At 37.5% G+C, this 24,419-nt stretch carries 22 protein-coding genes; 6 read left to right on the top strand and 16 right to left on the bottom strand.

The window, feature by feature from the left end; all coding sequences use genetic code 11:
* Positions 1-29: 29 nt before the first annotated feature.
* Positions 30-929 (bottom strand): DMT family transporter, encoded by a 900-nt coding sequence (locus A6E03_RS11630; protein ID WP_065600919.1) that lies wholly within the window; start codon positions 927-929, stop codon positions 30-32.
* Positions 930-1,041: 112 nt separating this feature from the next.
* Here A6E03_RS11630 and A6E03_RS11625 point away from each other — a divergent pair, with 112 nt between their 5' ends.
* Positions 1,042-1,983, top strand: a complete 942-nt coding sequence (locus tag A6E03_RS11625) for a LysR family transcriptional regulator (RefSeq protein WP_065600918.1) — start codon at positions 1,042-1,044, stop codon at positions 1,981-1,983.
* A 44-nt stretch (positions 1,984-2,027) separates the two neighbouring features.
* Here A6E03_RS11625 and thiI read toward each other — a convergent pair whose 3' ends face one another.
* The 3 genes from thiI to pomA all read right to left on the bottom strand — a co-directional run bounded on the left by thiI (position 2,028) and on the right by pomA (position 5,334).
* A complete protein-coding gene (gene thiI / locus A6E03_RS11620; protein ID WP_065600917.1) occupies positions 2,028-3,476 on the bottom strand; it encodes a tRNA uracil 4-sulfurtransferase ThiI in 1,449 nt (482 codons plus the stop codon).
* Between the two features lie 152 nt (positions 3,477-3,628).
* The gene (locus tag A6E03_RS11615) at positions 3,629-4,555 is read right to left on the bottom strand and encodes a flagellar motor protein MotB (RefSeq protein WP_065600916.1); all 927 of its coding nucleotides are present in this window, start codon (positions 4,553-4,555) and stop codon (positions 3,629-3,631) included.
* 14 nt (positions 4,556-4,569) lie between these two features.
* Positions 4,570-5,334, bottom strand: a complete 765-nt coding sequence (gene pomA, locus A6E03_RS11610; protein WP_065592113.1) for a flagellar motor protein PomA — start codon at positions 5,332-5,334, stop codon at positions 4,570-4,572.
* A 277-nt stretch (positions 5,335-5,611) separates the two neighbouring features.
* Here pomA and xseB point away from each other — a divergent pair, with 277 nt between their 5' ends.
* The 3 genes from xseB to dxs are packed head-to-tail and all read left to right on the top strand — an operon-like array spanning position 5,612 to position 8,647.
* A complete protein-coding gene (xseB, locus tag A6E03_RS11605) occupies positions 5,612-5,854 on the top strand; it encodes an exodeoxyribonuclease VII small subunit (RefSeq protein ID WP_060993561.1) in 243 nt (80 codons plus the stop codon).
* On the top strand, positions 5,847-6,743 hold the full coding sequence (ispA, locus tag A6E03_RS11600) for a (2E,6E)-farnesyl diphosphate synthase (protein WP_065600915.1): 897 nt from the start codon (positions 5,847-5,849) through the stop codon (positions 6,741-6,743). Before xseB ends, ispA begins: the two co-directional genes overlap by 8 nt.
* A gap of 20 nt (positions 6,744-6,763) precedes the next feature.
* Entirely contained in the window at positions 6,764-8,647 is a 1,884-nt protein-coding gene (gene dxs, locus A6E03_RS11595; protein WP_065592111.1) for a 1-deoxy-D-xylulose-5-phosphate synthase, read from the top strand.
* A 64-nt stretch (positions 8,648-8,711) separates the two neighbouring features.
* On the opposite strand, the gene A6E03_RS11590 is transcribed toward dxs, so the two are convergent.
* On the bottom strand, positions 8,712-9,062 hold the full coding sequence (locus A6E03_RS11590; protein ID WP_065592110.1) for a putative quinol monooxygenase: 351 nt from the start codon (positions 9,060-9,062) through the stop codon (positions 8,712-8,714).
* 83 nt (positions 9,063-9,145) lie between these two features.
* On the opposite strand from A6E03_RS11590, the gene A6E03_RS11585 reads away from it, so the two are divergent.
* A complete protein-coding gene (locus A6E03_RS11585; protein WP_065600914.1) occupies positions 9,146-9,421 on the top strand; it encodes a hypothetical protein in 276 nt (91 codons plus the stop codon).
* 7 nt (positions 9,422-9,428) lie between these two features.
* Here the strand turns inward: A6E03_RS11585 and A6E03_RS11580 are convergent, their stop codons facing one another.
* From A6E03_RS11580 to nrdR, 10 genes are all read right to left on the bottom strand, one after another.
* Positions 9,429-11,687, bottom strand: a complete 2,259-nt coding sequence (locus A6E03_RS11580; protein ID WP_065600913.1) for a LuxQ periplasmic sensor domain-containing protein — start codon at positions 11,685-11,687, stop codon at positions 9,429-9,431.
* A complete protein-coding gene (locus tag A6E03_RS11575) occupies positions 11,680-12,807 on the bottom strand; it encodes a substrate-binding domain-containing protein (protein WP_065600912.1) in 1,128 nt (375 codons plus the stop codon). The genes A6E03_RS11580 and A6E03_RS11575 overlap by 8 nt, the downstream gene beginning before the upstream one ends.
* Before the next feature lie 4 nt (positions 12,808-12,811).
* Entirely contained in the window at positions 12,812-13,315 is a 504-nt protein-coding gene (gene pgpA / locus A6E03_RS11570; RefSeq protein ID WP_065600911.1) for a phosphatidylglycerophosphatase A, read from the bottom strand.
* Positions 13,312-14,310: a thiamine-phosphate kinase gene (gene thiL / locus A6E03_RS11565; RefSeq protein ID WP_065592105.1), complete on the bottom strand. Its 999-nt coding sequence runs from the start codon at positions 14,308-14,310 to the stop codon at positions 13,312-13,314. The genes pgpA and thiL overlap by 4 nt, the downstream gene beginning before the upstream one ends.
* Positions 14,311-14,393: 83 nt before the next feature.
* Positions 14,394-14,861: a transcription antitermination factor NusB gene (gene nusB, locus A6E03_RS11560; protein WP_012549698.1), complete on the bottom strand. Its 468-nt coding sequence runs from the start codon at positions 14,859-14,861 to the stop codon at positions 14,394-14,396.
* Positions 14,861-15,331: a 6,7-dimethyl-8-ribityllumazine synthase gene (ribE, locus tag A6E03_RS11555; RefSeq protein ID WP_065592104.1), complete on the bottom strand. Its 471-nt coding sequence runs from the start codon at positions 15,329-15,331 to the stop codon at positions 14,861-14,863. The genes nusB and ribE overlap by 1 nt, the downstream gene beginning before the upstream one ends.
* Positions 15,332-15,480: 149 nt before the next feature.
* Positions 15,481-16,590: a bifunctional 3,4-dihydroxy-2-butanone-4-phosphate synthase/GTP cyclohydrolase II gene (gene ribBA, locus A6E03_RS11550; RefSeq protein ID WP_065592103.1), complete on the bottom strand. Its 1,110-nt coding sequence runs from the start codon at positions 16,588-16,590 to the stop codon at positions 15,481-15,483.
* A 36-nt stretch (positions 16,591-16,626) separates the two neighbouring features.
* Positions 16,627-17,283: a riboflavin synthase gene (locus A6E03_RS11545; protein WP_017023076.1), complete on the bottom strand. Its 657-nt coding sequence runs from the start codon at positions 17,281-17,283 to the stop codon at positions 16,627-16,629.
* A gap of 3 nt (positions 17,284-17,286) precedes the next feature.
* Positions 17,287-18,408, bottom strand: a complete 1,122-nt coding sequence (gene ribD / locus A6E03_RS11540) for a bifunctional diaminohydroxyphosphoribosylaminopyrimidine deaminase/5-amino-6-(5-phosphoribosylamino)uracil reductase RibD (RefSeq protein WP_065600910.1) — start codon at positions 18,406-18,408, stop codon at positions 17,287-17,289.
* Position 18,409: 1 nt separating this feature from the next.
* Positions 18,410-18,859: a transcriptional regulator NrdR gene (nrdR, locus tag A6E03_RS11535; protein WP_065592101.1), complete on the bottom strand. Its 450-nt coding sequence runs from the start codon at positions 18,857-18,859 to the stop codon at positions 18,410-18,412.
* Between the two features lie 456 nt (positions 18,860-19,315).
* Between nrdR and A6E03_RS11530 the strand changes: the two genes are divergently transcribed.
* Positions 19,316-19,642, top strand: coding sequence for a hypothetical protein (locus A6E03_RS11530; protein ID WP_065592100.1), 327 nt, complete (start codon positions 19,316-19,318; stop codon positions 19,640-19,642).
* A 78-nt stretch (positions 19,643-19,720) separates the two neighbouring features.
* On the opposite strand, the gene A6E03_RS11525 is transcribed toward A6E03_RS11530, so the two are convergent.
* The gene (locus A6E03_RS11525; RefSeq protein ID WP_065600909.1) at positions 19,721-24,217 is read right to left on the bottom strand and encodes an SslE/AcfD family lipoprotein zinc metalloprotease; all 4,497 of its coding nucleotides are present in this window, start codon (positions 24,215-24,217) and stop codon (positions 19,721-19,723) included.
* Positions 24,218-24,419 lie beyond the last annotated feature (202 nt).

Below are 24,419 nucleotides of genomic sequence, written 5' to 3'. Positions count from 1 at the left end.
AAGAACATAGCGCGGATAATAATCAGGCGCTATGTTTTATTTTTGGTCACCATAAACGTAACGATAAGAATAAGAGTCGCCCCTGCCATTTGAAGCATGGAAAAGCTTTCACTCAACCATAAAAAAGCAAACAGAGCACCAAATATAGGCTCACTTCCCATTAAGATAGAGACTCTAGTCGGTGACATTTTCTGAACACTGTAATTTTGAGCATAAAATGCAAACACAGTACAAAATAAAACAAGATACATTATCAGAAACCAAAAAGACGGCTCTACCGGTATCAACTGAATAAATTCAGTACCATTAATCGAAAAAAGTAAAATGATAGAGAGAACAGACACAACACTCGCTTGAACCATAGTAATTAATATTGGATCCACCTCCTTATCAACCATTATCTTTTTAGTATAAACAACCATAGCCCCTCTTAACAAAGCAGCCATCAACATAAGAGCATCACCAATGTTCATTTTTAGTTGATTTATATTATTGTTCGTTAATAGAAAAACCCCAGCAATAGAAATAAAAGACAATAAAAATAGCTGGTTACTCGGCTTTTTTTTATTTACCACCCACTCTATAACCGGCGTAAAGACAACAAACAAACTGATAAGAAATGCCGCATTAGACGCCGTTGTATTTTTAATACCGTAAGTCTCACATACAAAAATCAAAAACAAAACAACACCTGTAGGGAGTACAGATGTCCAATTCCTATAATTTCTTTGATAAATAACAATGGGCAATAACACTAGCGTTGTCATTAAAAATCGAATGACTAAAAAGACAACGACAGTAGTGAACAACAATGCTTCTTTTCCAATGCCATAACTTGTTCCCCAAAAAATAGCGACAAGTAATAACATCGCCGTTGGTAAATATCGATTCACGTTCATCCATGATTCTCTTATTACATTGCCTTCCATAGACACTCTCTTTTTTCTTGCGAGATAACATAACCCACATCCTTATTTGCACTAACATACTGGAAACTGATAGGTTAAATAATCCCCTCTTAAATCAAATCTTTTGTGACTGATGGACATAAATAAACTTATAGCGTTATTACCTGATATGGCTGCCTTTGTGACAGTTGTCGAATCCGAAAGCTTCACTAAAGCCGCAGTCACTCTTGATATGACTCCATCAGGGGTAAGCCGTCAGATCTCTCGACTTGAGAATGCGTTAAATATTAAGTTGTTAGAAAGAACCACACGGAAACAAACTCTGACAATTGCGGGAAAAGAAACATACAATTATTGCAAAAACATCATTGAGAACGCACAAGAGGCGATTCATGCTTCAGATAGCAACAATACTAAAATTGAAGGCATACTAAGAATTGCAACCCCGAAGGCCTTTGGTAAGCAGGTTTTACAGCCAATATTGATTGATTTTGTCGACCGTTATCCAAATATAAAGCTTCAAATAAAAGTAACGGATCAATCTTGCGATCCTCTCCATGACAACCTTGATTTGATTTTCAAGTTAACCAACCAACCACAAGAACATCTCGTCGCAAAAGTAATCGACACGGTAGATCTCACTCTTTGCGCCACTCCAGAGTACATAACAAAAAAAGGAAAGCTAACTCATCCGAAACAACTAGCCAATCATGAATGCTTGTATCTTGGAGAAAACCTTCATGATAATGAATGGACACTACAGCAGGGCTCCGAGTCATTTACTATCAATGTAAATGGCCGATTTATTGTCAACCACACAGAAATGCGACTTGATGCCGTTATGCATCATTTTGGCATTGGGGTTTTTCCTAATTTTGTTGTAGATAACAAAATCAAAAAAGGGGAATTAATCGAAGTATTGCCAGAGTGGAAGCTTAAGGGAAGCTATCATGGCGATGTCATGATCCAGTTTATAAAAAGTAAACACATGCCCAATCGTTTAAGAGTTTTTATTGATTTCATTACCCAGCAATTCAAAATAAAAAATACAACAATAAAAAAGGGAACTGAATAATCAGCTCCCTTTAGGAATCACTTAATGAATAAAGAGACCGTAATCTATGGACGGTATACTTTTACATTCTTATAGCCATTGTCGATTAGCAATAATGCTTGAAGACGGCTCATTACACCGCGTTCACAGTATAATAAATATTCTTTTGATTGGTCTAAATCACCAAATTGAGTCGCTATCTTAAAGAAAGGCAAATGCTTAACTTCTACACCCTCAATCTCTAATGGGTTCGCATCTTCTTCTTCAGAGCTACGAATATCAAGAACGACAACATCAGAGCCTAACTCAGAAACCATTTCAACTTCTGGTGCTTGCTCTTGGCTTTCTGTTTCAATCGCTCGAATATCCATTACACGAGCATCGTAGATTACTTGGTCAAGAATAGAGAAATCAAATTTAGCTTCTTCTTTCTCTAATTTTAATTTTTCAGCTTTGATCGTTGGTTTTTTAGAAATCACACCACAATACTCAGGCATTGTTTTAGCAAAATCCTCTGTTCCAATTTCACGAGCAACATTAATGATATCTTCTTTATCCCAGTTAATTAGCGGACGAAGGATCAATGTATCGGTTACATTATCAATATGGCGTAAATTCGTTAGTGTTTGGCTTGATACTTGACCTAGCGCCTCACCAGTAGCCAAACCTTGGATACCTAATTTCTCTGCAACCATGCCTCCTGCTCGCATAAACATACGTTTCAGGACAACACCCATCTGGCCGTCGTCTACTTTTTCAAGGATCTCAGCAACCACAGGTTCAAAATCAACTGCGATGAATTTTACTTTTGCAGATGAACCGTATTTCTTCCATAAGAAATGAGAAACTTGTTTAACACCAATTTCGTGAGCTGGGCCACCTAGGTTGAAGAACAAGTAATGTACTTTTGAACCACGTTTGATATGTAGGTAACTTGATACGCCTGAATCAAAGCCGCCAGAGATAAGGCTTAATACATCTTCTTGAGTACCAAGAGGGAAACCACCAAGACCTTTATGACGAGCAATCACTAAGTTTAGCTTTTCGTTTTCGACTTCAAACTTAACAGTGACGTCAGGATTTTTTAATCGAACTTTTGCAGACTCAACCGCTTGGTTTAAGCCGCCACCCACGTAACGCTCTAACTCAATTGAGGTAAATGGATGAGTACCGCGACGCTTCACACGAACACAGAAGGTTTTTCCTTCAATGATCTCACGGTTCATTTCTAAACATTGTTCATAGATGTTATGCATATCTGTAAATTCAGTTTGCTTAACTTCTAATACATGGTGAATACCTGGAGTATGAGTTACTGCCGTAAGCACTTCATTACGGTATGTGCCGTCAAGACCTGAAACTTCAATGTAATCACGACGGTTAATCACTTCAACGCCTTTTGTATCGCGTTTAATGATACTGCGTAAATTCGTTTCAAGAATACGAATAAAACGCTTACGTACTGAATCACTTTTAACAAAAACTTCTGGGTGTGGCTTAACGATAAACTTCATATATAGGCTTCACTGATGTGGAGTAACGATCAAATAAATATAATAAGATTAGATTGGCTGAGCCCTAATCTAAGGCGCAAGATTATACCGAAAAAAAAGGCGAGTTGCTAATTCAACTCGCCTTTCTGCATTATCTATTTATAAGCACGTAATTACTGGCCGCTTGGTACTTCATCACTTTCATGAGGCTTACCTTGCATAATACTGATTTCAACACGACGGTTACGTGCACGCTGCGCTGCCGATTTATTCGGTACTAATGGCTCTGTTGATGCCATTCCTCGTACTCTTAAACGCTCACTATCAAACCCTTTTACTCGGATCATTTCATGGGCAACAGAGACTGCTCGTTGAGCGGACAAATCCCAATTAGAGCGATATAACTCTGATTCTATTGGCTGATTATCAGTATGTCCTGAAACTCGAATAATCCCAGGAACATCTTTTACTAACTCTCCGATTTGACGTATTAATGGTCGAAATTTAGGTTGCAAGAAAGCCGACCCCGCAGGGAAAGCGCCTTTTTCACGAATTCGAATCACTAATTGTTGCCCTAAGTTTTCAACTTCTAGCGCTCCATCATCAATCTCACGCTCTAGCGCTTTCTTAATGATTTCTTCTAATTCTTGCTGTGACTGACTCTGGCTTTGCGATTCAGATTCGCTTTGTGAGTTAGTTTGCGTAGACGTAGAAGATGATTCTCCCCCGGTTTGCTTTCCTGATTCACGCTTAGTACCTCCAGCACGATCTGACTCTCCATCATGAAAATCTAATGTTTTCTGAGGAATATCTATCGTTTGCTGCATAATCACTTCAATTGGTGTTGGCTCAGGGCGACCCGGGCGAAACTCTTGTGCAATAACACTCGTTCCTTTTGGAATATCCTTTACTTCAAGAACATTCTGAACACCAAACGCAAATTTCATCGAACCCGCAATTTGCTTAAATTTCAATACGTCCATTTCAGAGAAAGAAAGTAATAATACGAAGAAACACATTAATAGTGTTGCTAAGTCAGCAAATGTTGCCATCCATATAGGGGAACCAGGAGGACATTTACACTTATCTTCATCTTCCATCATGAGCTCCTAGTCTATTCTTCGCCAGTATCAACAACGCGTTTTTTCTCGTTTAAGTAGTTACGTAAATAACTATCAATAACTCGTGGATTCTGACCATCTTGAATAGCTAAAATACCATCAAGAATCAAACGGCGATTTAATTTTTCTTGTTCTTTACGTAATTCCAATTTATGTGCAATAGGGAATGCAATCATATTTGAGATAACAGAACCATATAATGTAGTTAGTAGTGCAACCGCCATTGCTGGACCAATCGATTTAGGGTCATCCATGTTAGACAACATCCCCACTAGACCGATAAGGGTACCAATCATACCCATTGCAGGAGCTACATCACCAAAAGCGGTAAATACACCAACCCCTTTTTCGTGACGCTCATTAGTTAATGCAATGTCTTTTTGTAATGTGGCCTTAACCACTTCTGCGTCATGACCATCAACTAATAAATCGATGCCTTTTTGCATAAATGAATTGCTGATCTCTTTTTCTTCCAATGCCAGAAAACCGCCTTTACGCGCAGCATCTGCCATTTCAACAATAGTGACTATTAAATCAACAGGTTCATCTGTTTTAAATATAAATGCTTTAACGGCGATCTTACCTGCGCCAAAAAATTGGCCCACCGTAAATTTCATTAGTACCACAAAGATAGAACCGCCAAATACGATAAGAACCGATGTTGTGTCCATAAAAATGGCTAAACCACCTGCCAGTACCATTGCCATAATAATAAATGCAAAACTACCAACTAAGCCTATTAACGTTGCTAAATCCACAGAGCGTTCCCCTATCTTGCTACTTGTGTTTATCTATAATTAGCTAAGCAAAAATTAAGCCATAAATATCATCATTTTTTTGCCGCTTCTTTCTTATCGACCAAAGAAATGAATGGTTTAATTTTTTTATCAAAAAAGATTACTTCATTGCTATATTGTTTGAAAAATAACCCCTATTCGTTAAATTTTACTTTTATGTATCACTTTATCACCAGTTCAATTGACCCTTTAAGCTCTCTGAGTTACCTTTCTTGGATCATTTTAAGAGTGAATCATTATGGCTGTAAAAAAACCGGAAAATTTATCATTTGAAGCGGCAATAGAAGAATTAGATTCTGTCGTAAATCAATTAGAAAGTGGCGACTTGCCTCTTGAAGATGCATTAAAGAAATTTGAGCGTGGCATCGCATTAGCAAGAGCTGGGCAAGAAAAACTAACCGATGCTGAACAACGTGTCGATATACTTTTACAAGCTGATGATAATGCTGAATTAACGCCTTTTGATACTGATAATGACTGATTCACTTAAACACCAATTACCTATTTTTCAGCAACGTAATATTGAGCACTTGCATCAATGGCTTGAAAAAATAGAAATACAGCAACAGCCTCTTACTGAAGCAATGAAATACGCATTGTTATTAGGGGGTAAGCGCGCACGACCTTATCTTGTCTACATTACAGCAAATATGCTAGGCGTTAGCGCAGAGCACTCTGATGATGCAGCAGCGGCCGTAGAATGTATTCATTCTTATTCCTTAATCCATGATGATTTACCCGCTATGGATAATGATAATTTACGCCGTGGCCATGCGACTTGTCATATTAAATTTGACGAAGCGACCGCTATTCTTGCGGGTGATGCATTGCAAACCTTAGCCTTTGAAATTTTGGCAAACGGCTTTTTTTCGGCAGAGGCTGAATCATCACGAATAGATATGATCAGAGTGTTATCAAAAGCATCCGGTGCATCTGGAATGTGCATGGGGCAATCTCTTGACCTACAAGCGGAAGGTAAATTAGTAAACCTTGCCGCTTTAGAACAAATACATGCTCATAAAACAGGGGCATTAATGAAAAGTGCCATTCAGCTGGGTGCATTATGCGCAGGTGAAAAAGGCAAAGCAATTCTTCCTCAACTTGAAAAATACGCCGATGCAATTGGCTTAGCCTTTCAAGTTCAAGATGATATTTTAGATATCATTAGCGATACAGAAACACTCGGAAAACCACAAGGTTCTGATCTAGAATTAGAGAAGAGTACCTACCCAGCTTTACTTGGCCTTGACGGTGCAAAACATAAAGCAGAGCAGTTATACCAAACAGCTATTAATGCGTTGAATGATATCCCTTATAATACGGATGCAATGCAAGCGTTCGCCCAATACGTCATTGAGCGTAAAAACTAAAACAGATAAGCGCTAATACTATGTCTCTAGATATTTCAAAATACCCGATTCTGGCTTTGGCAAATACGCCTGATGAATTACGATCTTTACCAAAAGAGAGCCTACCTACTTTATGTGATGAGTTACGTACTTATCTTTTAAATTCGGTGAGTAAATCTAGCGGTCACTTAGCTTCTGGTCTTGGTGTCGTTGAATTAACGGTAGCCTTACATTACGTCTATAACACGCCATTTGATCAATTGATCTGGGATGTGGGTCATCAAGCTTACCCTCATAAGATCCTAACTGGTCGACGTGAGCAATTAGCAACCATTCGACAAAAAGGTGGATTACACCCATTCCCATGGCGTGATGAAAGTGAATATGACGTATTATCGGTAGGTCATTCATCAACGTCTATCAGTGCTGCTTTAGGTTTGGCTATCTGTGCTGAAAAAGAACAAGCAAACCGTAAAGTTGTTAGTGTTATCGGTGATGGGGCAATCACGGCAGGAATGGCTTTTGAAGCGTTGAACCATGCCGGTGATATTCACCCAGATATGTTAGTCGTCTTAAATGACAATGAGATGTCTATTTCAGAAAACGTTGGGGCGCTTAATAATCAATTAGCTCGCGTATTATCTGGAAGCTTCTACACTTCGATTCGTGAAGGTGGTAAAAAAGTACTCTCTGGTACCCCTACGATTAAAGAATTACTTAAGCGTACTGAAGAACATATCAAAGGAATGGTTATTCCTGGAACGATGTTTGAAGAGCTAGGCTTTAATTATATTGGCCCTGTCGATGGCCATGATGTGAATGAATTAGTTCGTACACTGAAAAACATGCGTAATCTTAAGGGACCGCAGTTTTTACATATCATGACTAAAAAAGGGAAAGGCTACGAGCCCGCTGAAAAAGATCCTATCAGCTACCATGGTGTGCCAAAATTCGACCCAAGTAATAATTCTTTACCAAAATCATCAGGAGGAAAGCCAACATTCTCTAATATCTTTGGGGATTTCCTTTGCGATATGGCAAAAGTCGATGACAAATTAATGGCAATCACACCAGCTATGCGTGAAGGTTCTGGTATGGTTCGTTTTTCTAAAGAATTTCCAAGCCAATATTTTGATGCCGCGATTGCAGAGCAGCACGCTGTAACCTTAGCTAGTGGGATGGCGATTGCTGGCTACAATCCAATCGTTGCTATTTACTCTACTTTCTTACAACGAGGGTATGATCAACTTATCCATGACGTTGCTATTATGAATTTGCCCGTCATGTTTGCTATTGACCGTGCTGGTCTAGTTGGTGCTGATGGTCAAACCCATCAAGGCGCATTTGATATCAGCTTTATGCGCTGCATTCCTAATATGGTTATCATGACACCAAGTGACGAAAATGAATGTCGTCAAATGCTTTATACCGGCCACAAACATACAGGTCCAAGTGCTGTTCGCTACCCAAGAGGCAGTGCAACGGGTGTTGATGTAAATAATGACATGCAAGCATTGGAAATAGGTAAAGGACGTCTAGTTCGTGAAACGAAAATAACGGAAAAAGGCGAGCGTGTTGCTATTCTAAACTTTGGTACCTTCTTAAACAATAGTTTAGAAGCAGCTGAAAAATTAGATGCTACCGTTGCAGACATGCGCTTTGCTAAACCACTAGATGAAGCATTGCTTTGTGAATTAGTAACCAGCCATGATGTTCTCGTTACCATTGAAGAAAATGCAATTTCTGGAGGCGCGGGTTCTGGTGTCATTGAATTCTTAATGAAACATCGCCTCATTAAACCGGTATTACAACTTGGGTTACCAGATGAGTTCATTGACCAAGGTACGCAAGAAGAAATGCATGCAGAATTAGGCTTAGATGCAAAAGGTATCGAAAAACAAATCAGAGATTATTTAGACTTATAATTAATCGCACCTTATAAAAATGCCACAACTCTGTGGCATTTTTTGTATGCAATGATTGTAAAATTTAACCTAATTTCGGCGCATCAAAATTACTCGGTTCATCGGTATAAATACACACATTCCATTTATCCACTAACCCATCTTCTGCCATACATTGCTGCTCGAAAAATTGCTTAATTTCTTCACGCTGACAATGTGCTTCAAACGCTACGTTATCAGACCAAATCTCATTGAATGCAATAGGAAAGCTCTGGCCTTCAGCAAATGGACTTTGTAACTGGCGAGTTACTGTATATTGTAAGCAACCATCTTCACGCATGGTATTAGGCTCTAAGCTCTGTAATACAGAAAACAATGCATCCAATTTGCCTTCTTTTGGTAAAAACTGGGCAATGCAATACACTTTCTTAGACATGATAAACTCCTTGTTTGATTGACTAACATCCTTTTATCTCTCACTATGGCACACAGTAATGCACCCTTTACATGGTAATAGTAATGAAATCAGACGTAGATAAAATGCTGAATAAACATCAACAACTCACTCATAGCGCCGAGGTAAAAGTAACGTCTCATACGCAACGAGATACTGGTGATTGGATACAGCATACCATTATGATTGAAAACTGTAATGCTCCATTCAAATTTAATAGAACTTCATCTTATAAAACACTGAAGAATACAAAAGTGAATATAACGTATTACCCAGTTATAGAAAAAATCGCTGGATTTGATATAGAAGTAATGAAAGTAGTTCGAATTAAGCGCAGTTAACCCTACGCTAAAATAAAATTTTAGAATGGTTATTTGATTTATAGTACACTAACGCATCTAAAATTGATTTCTCTTTAATTGGTTTTGTAATAATGTAATCTGCCCCTGCTAATAAAAACTCATCACTTGCTTCTTTTAATACATCAGCAGTATAGGCATATATTGGGATCATCAACTTTAATTCTTTTCTAATGTACTTAGTTGCTTCAATACCACTCATTTCAGGCATTTGGTTATCCATTAAAATGAGATCAAACGATTGCTCTTGTAGTTTTCTTATTCCTGCTTTCGCTGATTCTTCCCATTCAACCTTTAAATTATATTTTTGGCAGTAAGCTTTCGCAATATACGCGTTAGACTTGTTATCTTCAATCAGCAATACATTTAAGTTAATTGGCAATTGAGATTCAATATTAATTTTATCATTCTCAACAATTACATTATCTTTAATAGATAATATTGGAATTTCAACCTTAAATAAAGAACCGACGCCCAACTCACTTTCAACATGGATATTTCCATGAAGTAACTCTAATAATTGTTTTACAATAGCTAAACCTAATCCACTGCCGCCGACGCTCCTTATCTCAGTAGATTCAGCTTGTATAAAAGGTTCAAACATACGGGCTTGTTCATCAACATAAATACCTAACCCTGTATCCTCAATATTAAAACATAATATTGATTCATCACCTTTCTCACTTAAACTTAAACTTAACTTCACATAGCCAACTTGTGTAAACTTAACTGCATTACTTAATAAATTAAAAAGAATTTGAGTTATCCTAACCTGATCTGAATTAATCCATTTTTCATGGCAAATTTGGTTATCAATGATAAAGGTAATTCCTTTTTCTTTACAAAGAGGGCTATACATTGCTTTAATCGTTTCTAACACTTCATTTAATATAAAAGGTTCATAGTTAATATTGAGTTTATCTTGCTCTATTTGAGAAAAATCTAATACATCATTTAATACAGCAAGGAGATGTTCTCCACCCTGATGTAATATTGTTATTTGTTTCTTTTGTTCATTCGTTAAAGTAGTTTGTTTTAATAAACTAGAGATACCTAAAATACCATTAAGTGGCGTTCGTATTTCATGACTCATTCTTGCTAAAAAGTCTGATTTAACCTGTGTTAATTTTTCAGCAGCGGCTTGAGCCCTATAGCTCTCATCTTTAGCTTGAATTAATTCGGCAAAGGTTCTCTCTAACTGTTTTCCTATATGGTCAAACTCTAAAATTCCACTACCTAAATAATGAATATTCACATCTTTCTTAGATGCATTGTTGGTATAATTTAATAATGTATTTAATGCTAAAAGTATTTTATGTTCAAATAACCCTCGAATTAAAATTGCCATCGCAATAAGAGCAAAGAAAGAGAGGACTACACTATAAATAAATCGCTGTTCTAGCTGTTCAATATTATTCTTATTATTCAATGATAGTATTGATAAAGAACCATTCAATGATTTAATGTCAACATAGGTAAAATTCAATATTTTATTCGGGGCTCTTAATTTTGAATTAGGTAAGTTTACTTTAGATTCAGAAATTAGCTGTTCAACATTCCTATATTCTTCAGAGTCTTTTTTAATGCTAGATGCTATTATGTTCTTATTACTTAAAATAAATACGTCTTGGCTATTACTAACTGCCTTTATATCATGAGCAAAAGAAATGTTATTATTTAACATTTCAGCATTATATAAATACCCTCTAACCTTACCCGTAAAAGAAGATACGACTGGCGTTTTCCGAATAAGAAGATGAGCTTGAGGTTCAGAATTATCAATTGACATATAATACCAGGTATTTATATGAATGTTTTTTTCTATCACTCCTTGAAGGCAGTCATCTGTCATGCCTAAAAATAAATTATTACCATCCTCCCAATATAATTTATTTTCAACTTCAATAAATCGAAAATCAGGCGAGTTATCAGGAGATTTTGCTTCTATACCTGAAAAATAATGTTCAAGGCCAGTAATAAGATCTTTATTATTACTTTCGGTAAGGCCTAAGCTTCCGGCATCTGTATCTTGTCTTATTTGTAGTATGGCTAAGCGATGATTAAAATAATTAGTTATTAATGAAGATGTTTGTTGTAAATTCCTTTTTACTTCTTCATTTATAGTATTAATGCTAAGTTGATAAGTATGAATAGTAATACCTACCGTCAATATAGAAAATATAACAAAAATTGCACGAAAGATAAGATCAGCTAACGATGCTTTTTTTAAAATATTCCCTTTACTCATGTTCTAAATCCACACCTGAATAACGAAAAGCTCTTTTCTCCAGTTTTTCAATTTTATCAATGGGAGTATCTGATGTTATTACCTCAAAGTCTCCTGAAAATACTGTTGGTACTTTTTCACCTTCAAGATCTAATTTAATCGCTTCTGCCATAGCAATGCCAGTATCATCATTCATTCTCATGACGGTGACATCCAACGTGCCATTTTTTATTGCATTTAATTCTAACGTACCACCGCCCCAACCATTAATTACAGGACGATGCTTTGCATTTTGATTAATCGCATCAAGTGCCCCTAAGGCAATATCTGTTGAAGATGCATAAATAAAATCGACATTGCAATTGTGCTGTAAAATATTTTTAGTGGCCGTGTAAGCGCTGCCTTTTGTTGCTTCAGTATAAAAAGAAGACCTTAATGTGTATTTATTATTATCCATAGATTGAACAAAAACATCACCTCTAGCAGTACTTAAATAACCATAAGAAAAGTAAAGCATTCCATATTTAGCACCATTTGGAAATTTTTCTTGATAATAATCAGCTAATAACTTAGTTCCTATCACATGATCAAATCCAACATAAAGTAATGGCTGGTTATCATGCCATGCCTTAACTGGAGTGGTTATATTTTGAACAATAATTTTAGTATCAGGACTTTGAATTACATGCTCAATAAATTTACGGTGACGTGTCGTATTAAGAGTAAAGATCAAGTAATCGTACTTTTTCTCAATAGCATCATATAAAGAGCTGCTTTGTTCTTTAAAATCAACATTTAAGCGAGTTGATACGGGAGTTAATTCATATTTAATATTTAGAGATTTTAAGCGAGATTCTAAAGTAATTAAGTTTCGCTTCCAATAATCAGAAGCTTGTTCGCCAGGATATATAAATGAAATTTTAACTGGTTTATCTTGCTTAATAGCAAGTGGAATAGGATCCATTTCAACCATGTCTTTGAATGAAGAGGTTAACTTTTTTTCTTCGGGGTATTTAGCTAAAAATTCATTATAGCCCCAATAACCGACTAAAACAGAATCAGCACAAGCCGCTTTTGAATAACTAAAGCATGTAATTACGACCAGAAATAAAGAGCGTGCTTTCGCTCTGATGTTAACCATTTTTTTATAACCAACCAGAATATTGTCCAATTAACCAGAGACTAATTAGGGCCATAAATCCAGCGACAATATCATCAAGCATAATGCCAAAGCCGCCATGAACTTTTTTATCTAGCCATCCAATTGGCCAAGGTTTAACCATATCGAAAAATCGAAATAGAACAAACCCTGTAAGTAACCATTTCCAATCGGTTACTGGTAAATCTAAAAATGGAACAATGCTCATTGTTATCCATAAGCCAACAAACTCATCCCAAACAATTGAGCCATGATCATGCACTTTCATATCAGATGAAGTGATATCACAAATTTTGATGCCTATAAGAGCTGAGGCGACAACAACAATCACAAATAAATAAAAAGGTAATTGAGCTATCAATAAATACAATGGAATTGCAGCCAATGTCCCCATTGTTCCTGGAATAATTGGAGCCAAACCGCTACCAAATCCTGTTGCTAATAAATGCCAAGGATTTTTTAAATTAATTAATGCGAGGGGGTTTGTCATACTTCACTCCTGAAATGATCATAACCAGATAACTGCCAATCTAGTAAGGTCTTATTCTTATATAATTGTACGCTAGACTGTAAGTTAGTAAACGATTCATTTGAAACTTCACCAATTATACTAACGTTTTGATTTAAGGCAGTAGCTATTTGCTTGATCGCTACTCTATTATCCTTCGAAGCTGTGAAACAAAGTTCATATTCTTCGCCACTGGTTAATGCTAACTTTTGGCATCGTTCACTATCTTTCAAATAATATTGAATTACTTCATTCGAAATCGGTAAACTTTCAACATCAATCTTAGCGCTAACATCTGATTGTTTGAGTATATGGCCTAAATCAGAAATAAGTCCATCTGATATATCTAACGCTGAATGACATAAATGACGAATTTTCTGAGCTAATTCTACTCTTGGTGATGAGTAATAATGTTTACTTTCTAACTCTTTTTCTAATTCCGATTGTAACCCGTGTGGCTTATTTAATAATATTTCAAGTCCTGCCGCACTATCTCCTAATGAACCAGTTACGTAAATATCATCGCCAGCATGAGCCCCTTTACGGGTCATAGCTTCACCTTTTGGTACTATTCCTTGCACAGTTATCGTTATACTCAACGGGCCTTTTGTTGTATCTCCACCAATAAGTTGCACATTGTGCTGTTTTGCTAAACCAAAAAAACCTTCACAAAAACCTTTTAGCCATACCTCATCAGGTTTAGGCAATGTTAATGCTAAAGATACCCATGTTGGTTTTGCTCCCATTGCAGCCAAATCACTTAAGTTAGACGCCAACGCTTTATAACCTACTTTGATTGGGTCGGCATCAGCCAGAAAATGCGTTCCAGCGACCAAACTATCTGTCGTCACTGCAATTTGGTGATCCACAGGGACACTCACCAGTGCACAATCATCACCTATCCCTAAATCGACATCGCTTCTAGATAGATTTCCTTGCACAAAAAATCGGTCAATTAAATTAAACTCACTACTCATTGTACTGTAACACCGTTTTTTAGTTATAAAAAAGGCCAGCGATTAGGCTGACCTTTACTATTAATTAGTATGCTAAATCCAACTTACTTTTTACGTAATGTTGGAGCCGCTTTATCTAATACACCATTTACAAATTTGTGGCTATCTTCTGCTGCGAACACTTTTGCAAGTTCAATCGCTTCATTGATAACAACTTTGTAAGGTACATCGTCACGATTCATCATTTCATAGATAGACATGCGTAATAACGCAAGTTCCATCTGATCAAGATCCTGAAGTGGACGAGATAAGTATGGACGCATTTTACCGTCTAACTTAATGTGGTTAAGAGCAACACCTGAGAAAAGATCGCGGAAGTACGCTACATCAGTCTCTGGAGCTTGTAGTTTAGGCTCTTTTGCATGATGCTCTTCTTCATCATACTTATCTGCAGTTAAAAACTGTTCTTCAATAGCAGCAACATTTTCTTTGCTTATTTGCCATGAATAAATTGCTTGAAGCGCAAATTGACGTGCATTACGACGTGCGGCTGGTTTCACACTAACTCCCATTAGGATTCTATTTGAGACAGAACATTAATCATTTCGAGTGCGCTTAGTGCAGCCTCCGCCCCTTTATTACCAGCCTTGGTACCGGCGCGCTCGATTGCTTGATCGATTGTATCAACAGTCAAAACACCAAATGCCACTGGAATACTGAATTCCAAAGATACTTGTGCTAGACCCTTATTGCATTCACTACATACGTATTCAAAATGTGGTGTACCACCACGGATAACAGAACCCAATGAAACAATTGCATCATATTTTGCTGTTTTAGCTACTCGTTGAGCAACTAATGGTAATTCTACGGCGCCAGGGCAGCGAACAACAGTGATGTTTTCTTCAGATACTTGACCAAAACGCTTTAAAGTGTCGATAGCGCCTGAAAGTAAACTTTCATTAATAAAGCTATTAAAGCGAGAAATGACAATTGCAATTTTCGCATTAGGAGCAGCAACGCCGCCTTCAATTACGTTCATAAGCCTTCCTGTATCTATATTATTCCAATTAAACTGGGTAACTATTTTCAACTACATATCATAGTGAGAATCGGCGAATTCTATCACAGCTTTGTGACAAATATCTAATTATTTGGGCTCTATTTACACAATAGAGCCCATCAATACGCTTATTTTGAAACGTATTCAACTACATTCAGACCAAAGCCTGATAATGAATGATAACGCTTTGAAGACGATGATAACAGGCGCATATCAGAAATACCCATATCAGCTAAGATTTGAGAACCAACACCAACGCGACGCGACGTCCCTTGTTTCTTCGCCATTGTAGGCGATTCTCCGTTATCTTGACGCTCTAATACTTTGATTTTATGAACAATACTGTCCGTTGACTCTTCATTGCCAAGAATAATAAGTACACCACCTTCGGCTGCAATACGTTGCATTGCTGTTGGTAATGTCCAGCTGCGTTCTGCACAACGATCTGAATGAAGAATATCAGTGAAAGTGTCTTGAAGGTGAACTCTTACTAATGGCGCAATACCTGATGTATTTTCTTTTTTCATTGCATAATGAAGTTGATTATCGATCGTGTCACGGTAAGTTACTAAATCAAAATCACCAAACTCTGTCGGTAATTTGCACTCAGCAACACGCTCAATCGTTGTTTCGTTGTTATTACGGTATTCAATTAAGTCAGCAATCGTGCCTAATTTAACATCGTGTTTTTCAGCAAAAATTTCCAAATCAGGACGACGAGCCATTGAACCATCATCATTTAGGATTTCAACGATAACACCTGCTGGTTCAAAACCGGCTAAACGAGCTAGATCACAACCCGCTTCAGTGTGTCCTGCACGAGTTAACACTCCGCCTTCTTGTGCTGCAAGAGGGAAGATGTGGCCAGGCTGAACAAGATCAGCAGCAACGGCATTTTTAGCAACGGCAGCTTCAACAGTGCGAGAACGGTCTGCTGCAGAAATACCTGTAGTAACCCCTTCAGCGGCTTCAATAGAAACCGTAAAGTTAGTTGTAAATTGTGCGTTATTGTCTTGCACCATTGGTGGCAGACCTAACTTTTCACAGCGATCTTTTGTCATTGTTAAACAAATTAAACCACGGCCATGTGTTGCCATGAAATTGATCGCTTCTGGTGTAATTTTTTCTGCTGCAATGATTAAATCGCCTTCATTTTCACGATCTTCGTCATCCATCAGGATAACCATCTTACCTAAGCGAATATCTTCAATAATGTCTTTTGCTGAGCTAATTGCCATGTGAAATACCTTTAATATATTAGTTAGGTTAAATGGTTAATTTAAGAAACCTGATTTTGCCAAAAGATCCATCGTAACAGAAGACTGAGGTTGCTCTTCTTTCTGTCCGATCACAAGTCTTTCTAAATATCGTGCAATTAAGTCCACTTCTAAATTCACTTTTTTTCCAACAGTGAATGTATCCATCGTCGTTTCCGATGCTGTGTGGGGCACAATAGTAAGTTTAAATGCATTTTTACGTAAATCGTTCACGGTCAAACTGATACCATCGATCGTTATTGAGCCTTTTTCCACCACATATTTAGCTAAATCTTGTGGTAATTGAATCCAAAATTCGACCGCTCTGCCTGTTTGGTGACGTTCAATTATTTCCCCCACCGCATCAACATGGCCAGAGACGATGTGTCCACCAAAACGAGTGGTCGGCAACATCGCTTTTTCAAGATTAACTTTATCGCCCGCTTTATAATGAACAAAACCAGTACGCTTTAATGTCTCTAAAGACAAATCTGCAGTGTAGCTATTTTTGGTCATGGCAACGACAGTTAGACAAACGCCGTTAGTCGCAATACTGTCGCCTAATTTCACATCACCCATGTCTAATTTGCCAACATTAACTGTCACACTAACATCTTCACCTTTAGGCGTGATGGCTTGAAGTGTACCGATTGATTCGATAATTCCTGTAAACATACGTTACCTTACTATTGTTGCTGTAATTCGAATATCTTTACCTACCATTCGAACATCTGTAATGTTTAGATCGATAGCTTCAGACATGGCGGTTAATCCGACAATATTTAATAAACTGCGCCCATCAGCACCCATCAATTTAGCCGCTAAATAAATAATTAATTCATCCACTAAATTGGCTTCTATCATACTAGCCGCTAAGGTAGCCCCAGCTTCTACCCAAATATGATTAACATTGCATTCTTGCGCTATTTTATCGATAACTTCAGATAAGATAAGTTTACCATCGTCACAAACATTGCAATGCAGATGACTATCTTGAAGACTAATCGGGTGAGAGAACTGAGAAGAAATGGTTGTAACGTCACCTTCAACATTGAATAATTTAAGATCTGAAGTGAGTTCGTGTTGGCGATCTAAAATAACGCGTAATGGTTGTCTTAGTTTTCTTTCTGGATAACTTTTTTGAATTGATAACGGAAGATCACCCCAGCGTACATTTAAAGAAGCATTATCTTCTATTACCGTTTTTGCTGTTGATAATATGGCACCAGATAAAGCACGGTAACGCTGAACATCTTGCCTTGCTTCTTTAGAGGTTATCCATTGGCTCTCGCCATTTTCTAATGCCGTTTTACCATCAAGACTGGCAGCCATCTTTAATTGAACGAAAGGCTTTTTAGTTTCCATTCGAGTTAAGAAGTAAGGATTAAGAGCACGAGAGTCAGCTTCTAGCAACCCTGATGCGGTTTCAATACCTGCGTCATTTAACATTAATAAACCACGACCAGCCACTTGTGGATTAGGATCAACCATGGCACAAATAACCTTAGCAACGCCGGCTTTGATTAAACCTTCAGCGCAAGGTGGGGTTCTGCCATAATGAGAACACGGTTCTAAAGTGACATACGCTGTCGCGCCTTTTGCATTTTCACCCGCTTGGCGTAACGCGTAGACTTCAGCGTGCGGCTCTCCAGCTTTTAAGTGCGCACCCTCTCCAATAATCAGTCCATTTTTAACCAACACGCAGCCAACATTTGGATTCGGCGCTGTCGTGTAAATGCCTTTTTTTGCCAATAAAATGGCTTTCTGCATCATTTGGTGATCTTGAAGGGTAAATTTCATGTTATTTCTCTAGCTTTGCGATTTCTTCGCCGAACTCTTTTATATCTTCAAAACTGCGATAAACCGATGCAAAGCGAATATAAGCGACTTTATCAAGCTCTTTCAATTGGTCCATAACAAGATTTCCTATCATGTCCGAAGGAACCTCTCTTTCACCCGTAGCTCGTAGCTTTGACTTTATAGTATTCAGAGCTAATTCAACTAAATCCGCACTAACTGGGCGTTTTTCTAGCGAGCGGTATAAGCCTCCAGAAAGCTTATCTTCATTAAAAGGTTCTCGATTGCCGTTGGATTTAATCACTTTAGGCATGACTAATTCGGCTGATTCAAACGTAGTAAAACGTTCATTGCACGCCAAACATTGTCGACGACGGCGAACTTGGTGACCATCAGAAACCAATCGAGAGTCAATAACTTTAGTGTCGGTTGCACTACAAAATGGACAATGCATTCTTGTCTCCTATTATTTTTTATTTAGTGTACAAGAAAAGTGGAACGGTGCCTACATTCAAGCTAAAGAAGAGAGGTTTAGAGTAAGGTAAATTTAATACTATTAATCAAAATATCAATTAGATTTATCAATGCCCCTTTATACTCGCATTAATTAGAGGGTTACTCATGCCACTATCGAAACGACTCGTGCAGGCGAATAAGGCTGAGGCTTTGCCGTTATAGCTGATGAGGAGAAAAAGATTACTCAACGTCGCCAAGAACTCACTGGTGATATTCGTCATTTTGAAAATGAAGTGATAAACATTGAACATTGAACATTGAACAAACAATGTCGGAATTAACAATTCAGATGAATACTATCAAGGTCTCGCTCTGATTTATTTGTCATAAACTCGCAATCTAGAGAGTTACAAGATATATTTAAAAGATAATTTAGCTTAAAGGAATAATCAAAATGAAAAAGATCAGTCTAGCGTGTGTGTTGGCCCTTGTTTTAGCTGGTTGTAGCAGCGCTCCAAAACAGCAAGATAATTACCAAGATGCATCTTTTGAGCTATGTAATACAGAAGTAAAAGTTTATTCGGTAAGTGATGATGGCCGTGTTCGTATCGTATGTAGCGATGGCTCTAAATTCCAACTGAACAATGAAAAGACATTAGATATCATGCGTGATATCAACGTTGATTACTGTACTGGTGAAGGTCTAGGAAAATTTAATGAAACAAGCCGTTACTACACTTTCCAATGTAAATCTGGCGCGTTGATTAATATTAATAAGTAAGTTTTTATTTAATTTACTTACTGATAGTAAAAAGCCCCCGAGCCTTGATGGTTCGGGGGCTTTTTTAGTTAATATCGCTTAATTACTTAATATTAAATTAGGTAACGAATTAATATTAAGTGGGCTTACTTCAGGTTTTTCTAAGCGTAATCTTGTTAATTCATTTAACCCTGCATCACTAATTCCACCCGAGTACACTTTAGTACCATCGGCATTAGTTACAGAGGTTTCTCCCACATTCCATGTAGTGAAGAAATCTCTTAAATCATAGCCTGATACATAAGAGCTACATACCATCATTAGATCACCAGCGCTTAAGCCTGTATCGTGAGAACTACAATAGTTAATGCCTTGATCACCTTGTTTATCACCACGAGCTTTACGATGCATCAGCTTGATCATATTCCAACCTTGATCTTGGTTGTAGATAGCTAGTTTCGTTTCGCCATCAGCATACCAACGATCAATGTCGAAATTACTTTCAGCCCAAATCTTCAGTTGGCCAAACATCACTAAACGAAGTCCAGCATCACCATGACTCCATGCGTGACCATTATTAGAGCTTAACCAAGTTGGCGCTTTTTGAATACTCGTTCTAATACGATCCATTTCTGGGTTAGCATTGCGGCCTTCTAATTCTTGCATATACAGAGCTAGAAGATTGTTTGTCACTTCTGTGCTACCCGGCGCCGAGAATGGTGCAGAAGCAAGATTATGACCGACTTCATGCCAGACCAACCAATCATCAATTGCATTTGTTGGTATTTTATTTGAGTCAGCATTAAATGAACTACTCATCACAGGATAACCAGAATGTGCCGCACCAATCGAAATCTGTACATCATTCACAAAACGATGGCGGAACTCTTTTAGCTCTGGATAAGTAAAGCGACGATGTTGACCATCAGCACTCTCTTCATCACGACCGTAAAAATCACTTGCTGCATCAGCAAAGCGGTTCATATTTTTACTGAATTCATTAAGATCAACTGTCTTAACATTATTAAGAGCAGTGGTGTAAATAAATGAACCCGTATCAATTTCTGCGATTGGCGCAGTTGAAGAATCAGGTGTATTTACCCACTCACCAAGGTTACTCGCAGGATCTTTTTTCCACCATGCCGATTTTTCAACACCGTCCAAATTAAATTCAGCGACTGTTGAAGTGCCACTCAATGTCTCTGTAGGTTTAATATAAATTAGACCACCATAAGGGACTTTAAATGTTGTTGTATAACCATCGTGAGCAAAGCTCATCTGCATTCTAGGAGGACGGTTTAAGCTTGTCTCATGTTGTGGCTTACCTGTTAAATCATCCGCCATCATAACGGTAATCATTGCAGTCACACCATCACGAACCGTAACCTCACTTAATTGAGGAGCCCATAAGCCTGTTGATTGATTATTTCCCGCAGAGTAGCTTACCGCTTTACCTGCTGTCTCAATATTAACAGCTTCAGATGTTGTCGCACCAACGGTTCGACCTGGGTATTTAGTCGTATCAACCGTTATTTCGTGATCCCAGAAAGAACGACCTAACATAATGCGAGTTAACGGTTTTTCCATGTAATTTAGTGGGTAGCTTGGATTCATTTGTCCCAGAAGTTCACCCTCACCATGGATCATCCCATTTCCAATTAACTTAGTAGCCAAATCATCAGGGCAAGTTAATCCATTACCATGCGCATTATTGGTATAACAGTTAAGGAAACCAACCGCAGTTTTAAATCCTAATTCATCTTGAACATTAGAATCATAAGCGTATGGGTTATCGTTCCACATCCAAATCGAAAGATTATCGTAGGTCTGATTTAGCTCGACCGTAGATAAACGCGTTCCTTGTTTACCTTTGGTGCGGTAATAAAGCTCATGCTCCATTAGTGCATTAAAGTTATCACCAAGGTTTGCTGCTTTAACCATGCTTTCTACAATATATTGACTCATCTGATAACGGTCAAAATCAGCACGCCCATAAGCACCACGAGTTTCAATACCATCACCTTGACGAGTTTCTATACAGTTAAACTCATACTCATAAGAATGAGTACATAAAGGTGTTCCTTTAAATGCTGCTTGTAATTCAGATATAGCAGCTGCTCTCTCTTCACCATTCTGAACGAAAATACGAGCAAACTTAGTCTCTACTATAGGAACGCCATCTTTATCTAATAAAGGGGCACCTTTATCATCACGTTTGATCATTTCATAAGTTGGAATTTCAAACTTAATCTTAGTTTCATCTTTAGTCCATTCAACCGAACCATCTTGATTTACTGTATACGGTTGTTGTCCATCCACATCTTGGAAGCGTTCAAGAACCACCATTTCATATTGGCTCTTCACATGAAGGTTTGGAGATGGTGCTTGACAATAATATGACGAACCACAAAATGCTTGTGACGTTGGTGTAACGTTACTCCCACCTAATGAAACACCAGCAGAATCAGCTAAACGCCCAATCGGTTCAGGGTTAGTTACCCTATCAATTGCATCCATAAATACAACACTGCCGCCTTCATTAATGTAAGTAATTAAAGCAGTAATATCATCTTGGCTTAGATTGGGATTTTCTAAATCAGCAATAAAACGATGGCTCATACCATCACCTTGAGGCTTAGGCGGATAAGCCTGAAGAATTAATAACGGTGTTTCACTTGCTGATAAGCGTCCAGAGAATCCATCCTTAGTTAACATTTTGACAGATGGTGAGAAACCAAAAGATCGGTTTACAAAGAAGTCATATTCTGTACCGTGTGATGTGCCAGGTTTAAGTAGTGTTGCTTTAGTAATATTTGTAGCAACATTAATATCTTTGATCGAGTGACCACCATTTAACCAAGTAAATAGATTAGAGAAAAAAATCCCCATACTTCCTTGATCATTACGCACATCATTTAATAAATAAAATGATGATGTACATTTTTGTGCCTCACTATCAATACGCACAAGTTCATGAGCCCAATAGTTATCTGGACATGAAATAATGCTTGGGTACATGCTATTACCCATAAATACCACTTTACCAGAACCAATTTCGCCAGCGGTAACAAAAGGAAAACCAAAAGTAGCGTTATCTTTTGAAACTAGAGGGATCTGTGGCATCTCAATAGTTGGATGAACGGCAATATAAGGGCGACCTTCACGAGTCCACGCTTGCTGCTCTCCAAAAGGAATATCCTTATTGATATCCGCACGAGGCATCATAATAGGAAATGCTTGGTTAGATAAATTTAACGCTCGCATTCCTCTTGTATAGCCTGTTGCACCATAAAAGCTACCGTTATCATTGAAGACATGAAAACTAGTTACCCCACTAAATATTTTAGTTAGAGAATCGGTTACATAAGTACCATTATCTAGTGAGAATACATGAGAGATATCTGAAGAATAAAATGAGACTGGTTGCTGTTGTAACTCGGCATCAATAGCAGCAGTTAACCCATTTTGGAATTGTGAATCAAATTCATTCGGTAATAAAAACTCTGTTCCTTCAATTTTACCACCATTAGGTAAACTTAAATTAATCAGTTCGTTGATTACATTTGGGTAAAGAGAAAACGTCTCTTGAACTTTATCAGAGATAAGTAATCCATTATTGTTATTTTCTGCATATCGTGTAATTAACGATTGGATATTCGCTTTAACTACTGCATTATCACTAACATCAGTGATCTTATAACTAACTTGGTTACCAGTTACGCTGCCAAATTCAAAGGTATCAATACCAAAGGTAAGCTTGTCGCCCCACAAGTATTCAAAATTACCATTTTCATCCGTAATACCTACCGCATTAGCGGAGAAGAAATTAACTCCAACTAATGGTGTACCTGTATTATCCGTTAACTGGCTCTTAGTTAATACTTTCGCTTCAGCACTTGGTTTATAGGCATAGCTATTTTCTGCACTAGCAGAAACAAAGCCACTATTTAAATCATTACTTGTACCTGGTGTAACTTCAGGAACGATTAAACTATCAACATGAGATGACGGAGCTTTACCTATTTCATCCGTAGCTTTACCAGACACAAATATCTTAACTACTTCCTCGTCTTTTAAACTAGTTTCATTATAAATATTTCTAATTTCATCACTACTAACACGGAAAAGACAAATATTATCGGTGTTTTTACAATCACTAATTGATATAAGAACACTGGTTGCATTTTTACCATAAATGCCAATAACATCGAAACTATGAGGGACGAAATCTTCTCCTGATGTTTTTCCTTTTGATGGGAAAGGGGCTTTAAATGTTCCTAAAATAACATCATCCAATAAACAAGAGAATTCAACTCCTTGTTTAACAGAAAATGTTCCCGAATTTGTACCTAACTCAATGCCATTACATTCAACATCACCTGTAATTGCTTTTCCAGATGCGACTAACGTTCCGGTATAAGTAACTGGCGGAATAATATCCGTAGGAGGGATTGGCTCAGGCTCCGGTGGGATAATATCTGTCGGCGGAATAGTTTCAGGTTTAGTCGAACTGCCCCCACCAACCTCTATACTTTCTTGGTTACAGCCAACAAGCAGCATTGATATCAACGATGCTAATAATAATTTTTTACTCATGATTCAACCTTTTAGAAGTACTGAAACTAAACGTTCAGTTCACTGAGATCGAAACATACCACACTTATTTTTACTTATTCTCAAAAAAAATACAGAAATAGAATAAAAATCATGATTCATGAATTTTTTCTCATACTTATTATAAATTATCTGTACTTTAGTTCACCGTTATTAACTTGAAAGTCATATAAATAACCAATAA

Source organism: Aliivibrio sp. 1S128, assembly GCF_001691065.1.
Classification (GTDB): Bacteria; Pseudomonadota; Gammaproteobacteria; order Enterobacterales; family Vibrionaceae; genus Aliivibrio.
This window is presented reverse-complemented; position numbering and strand designations above follow the sequence as displayed.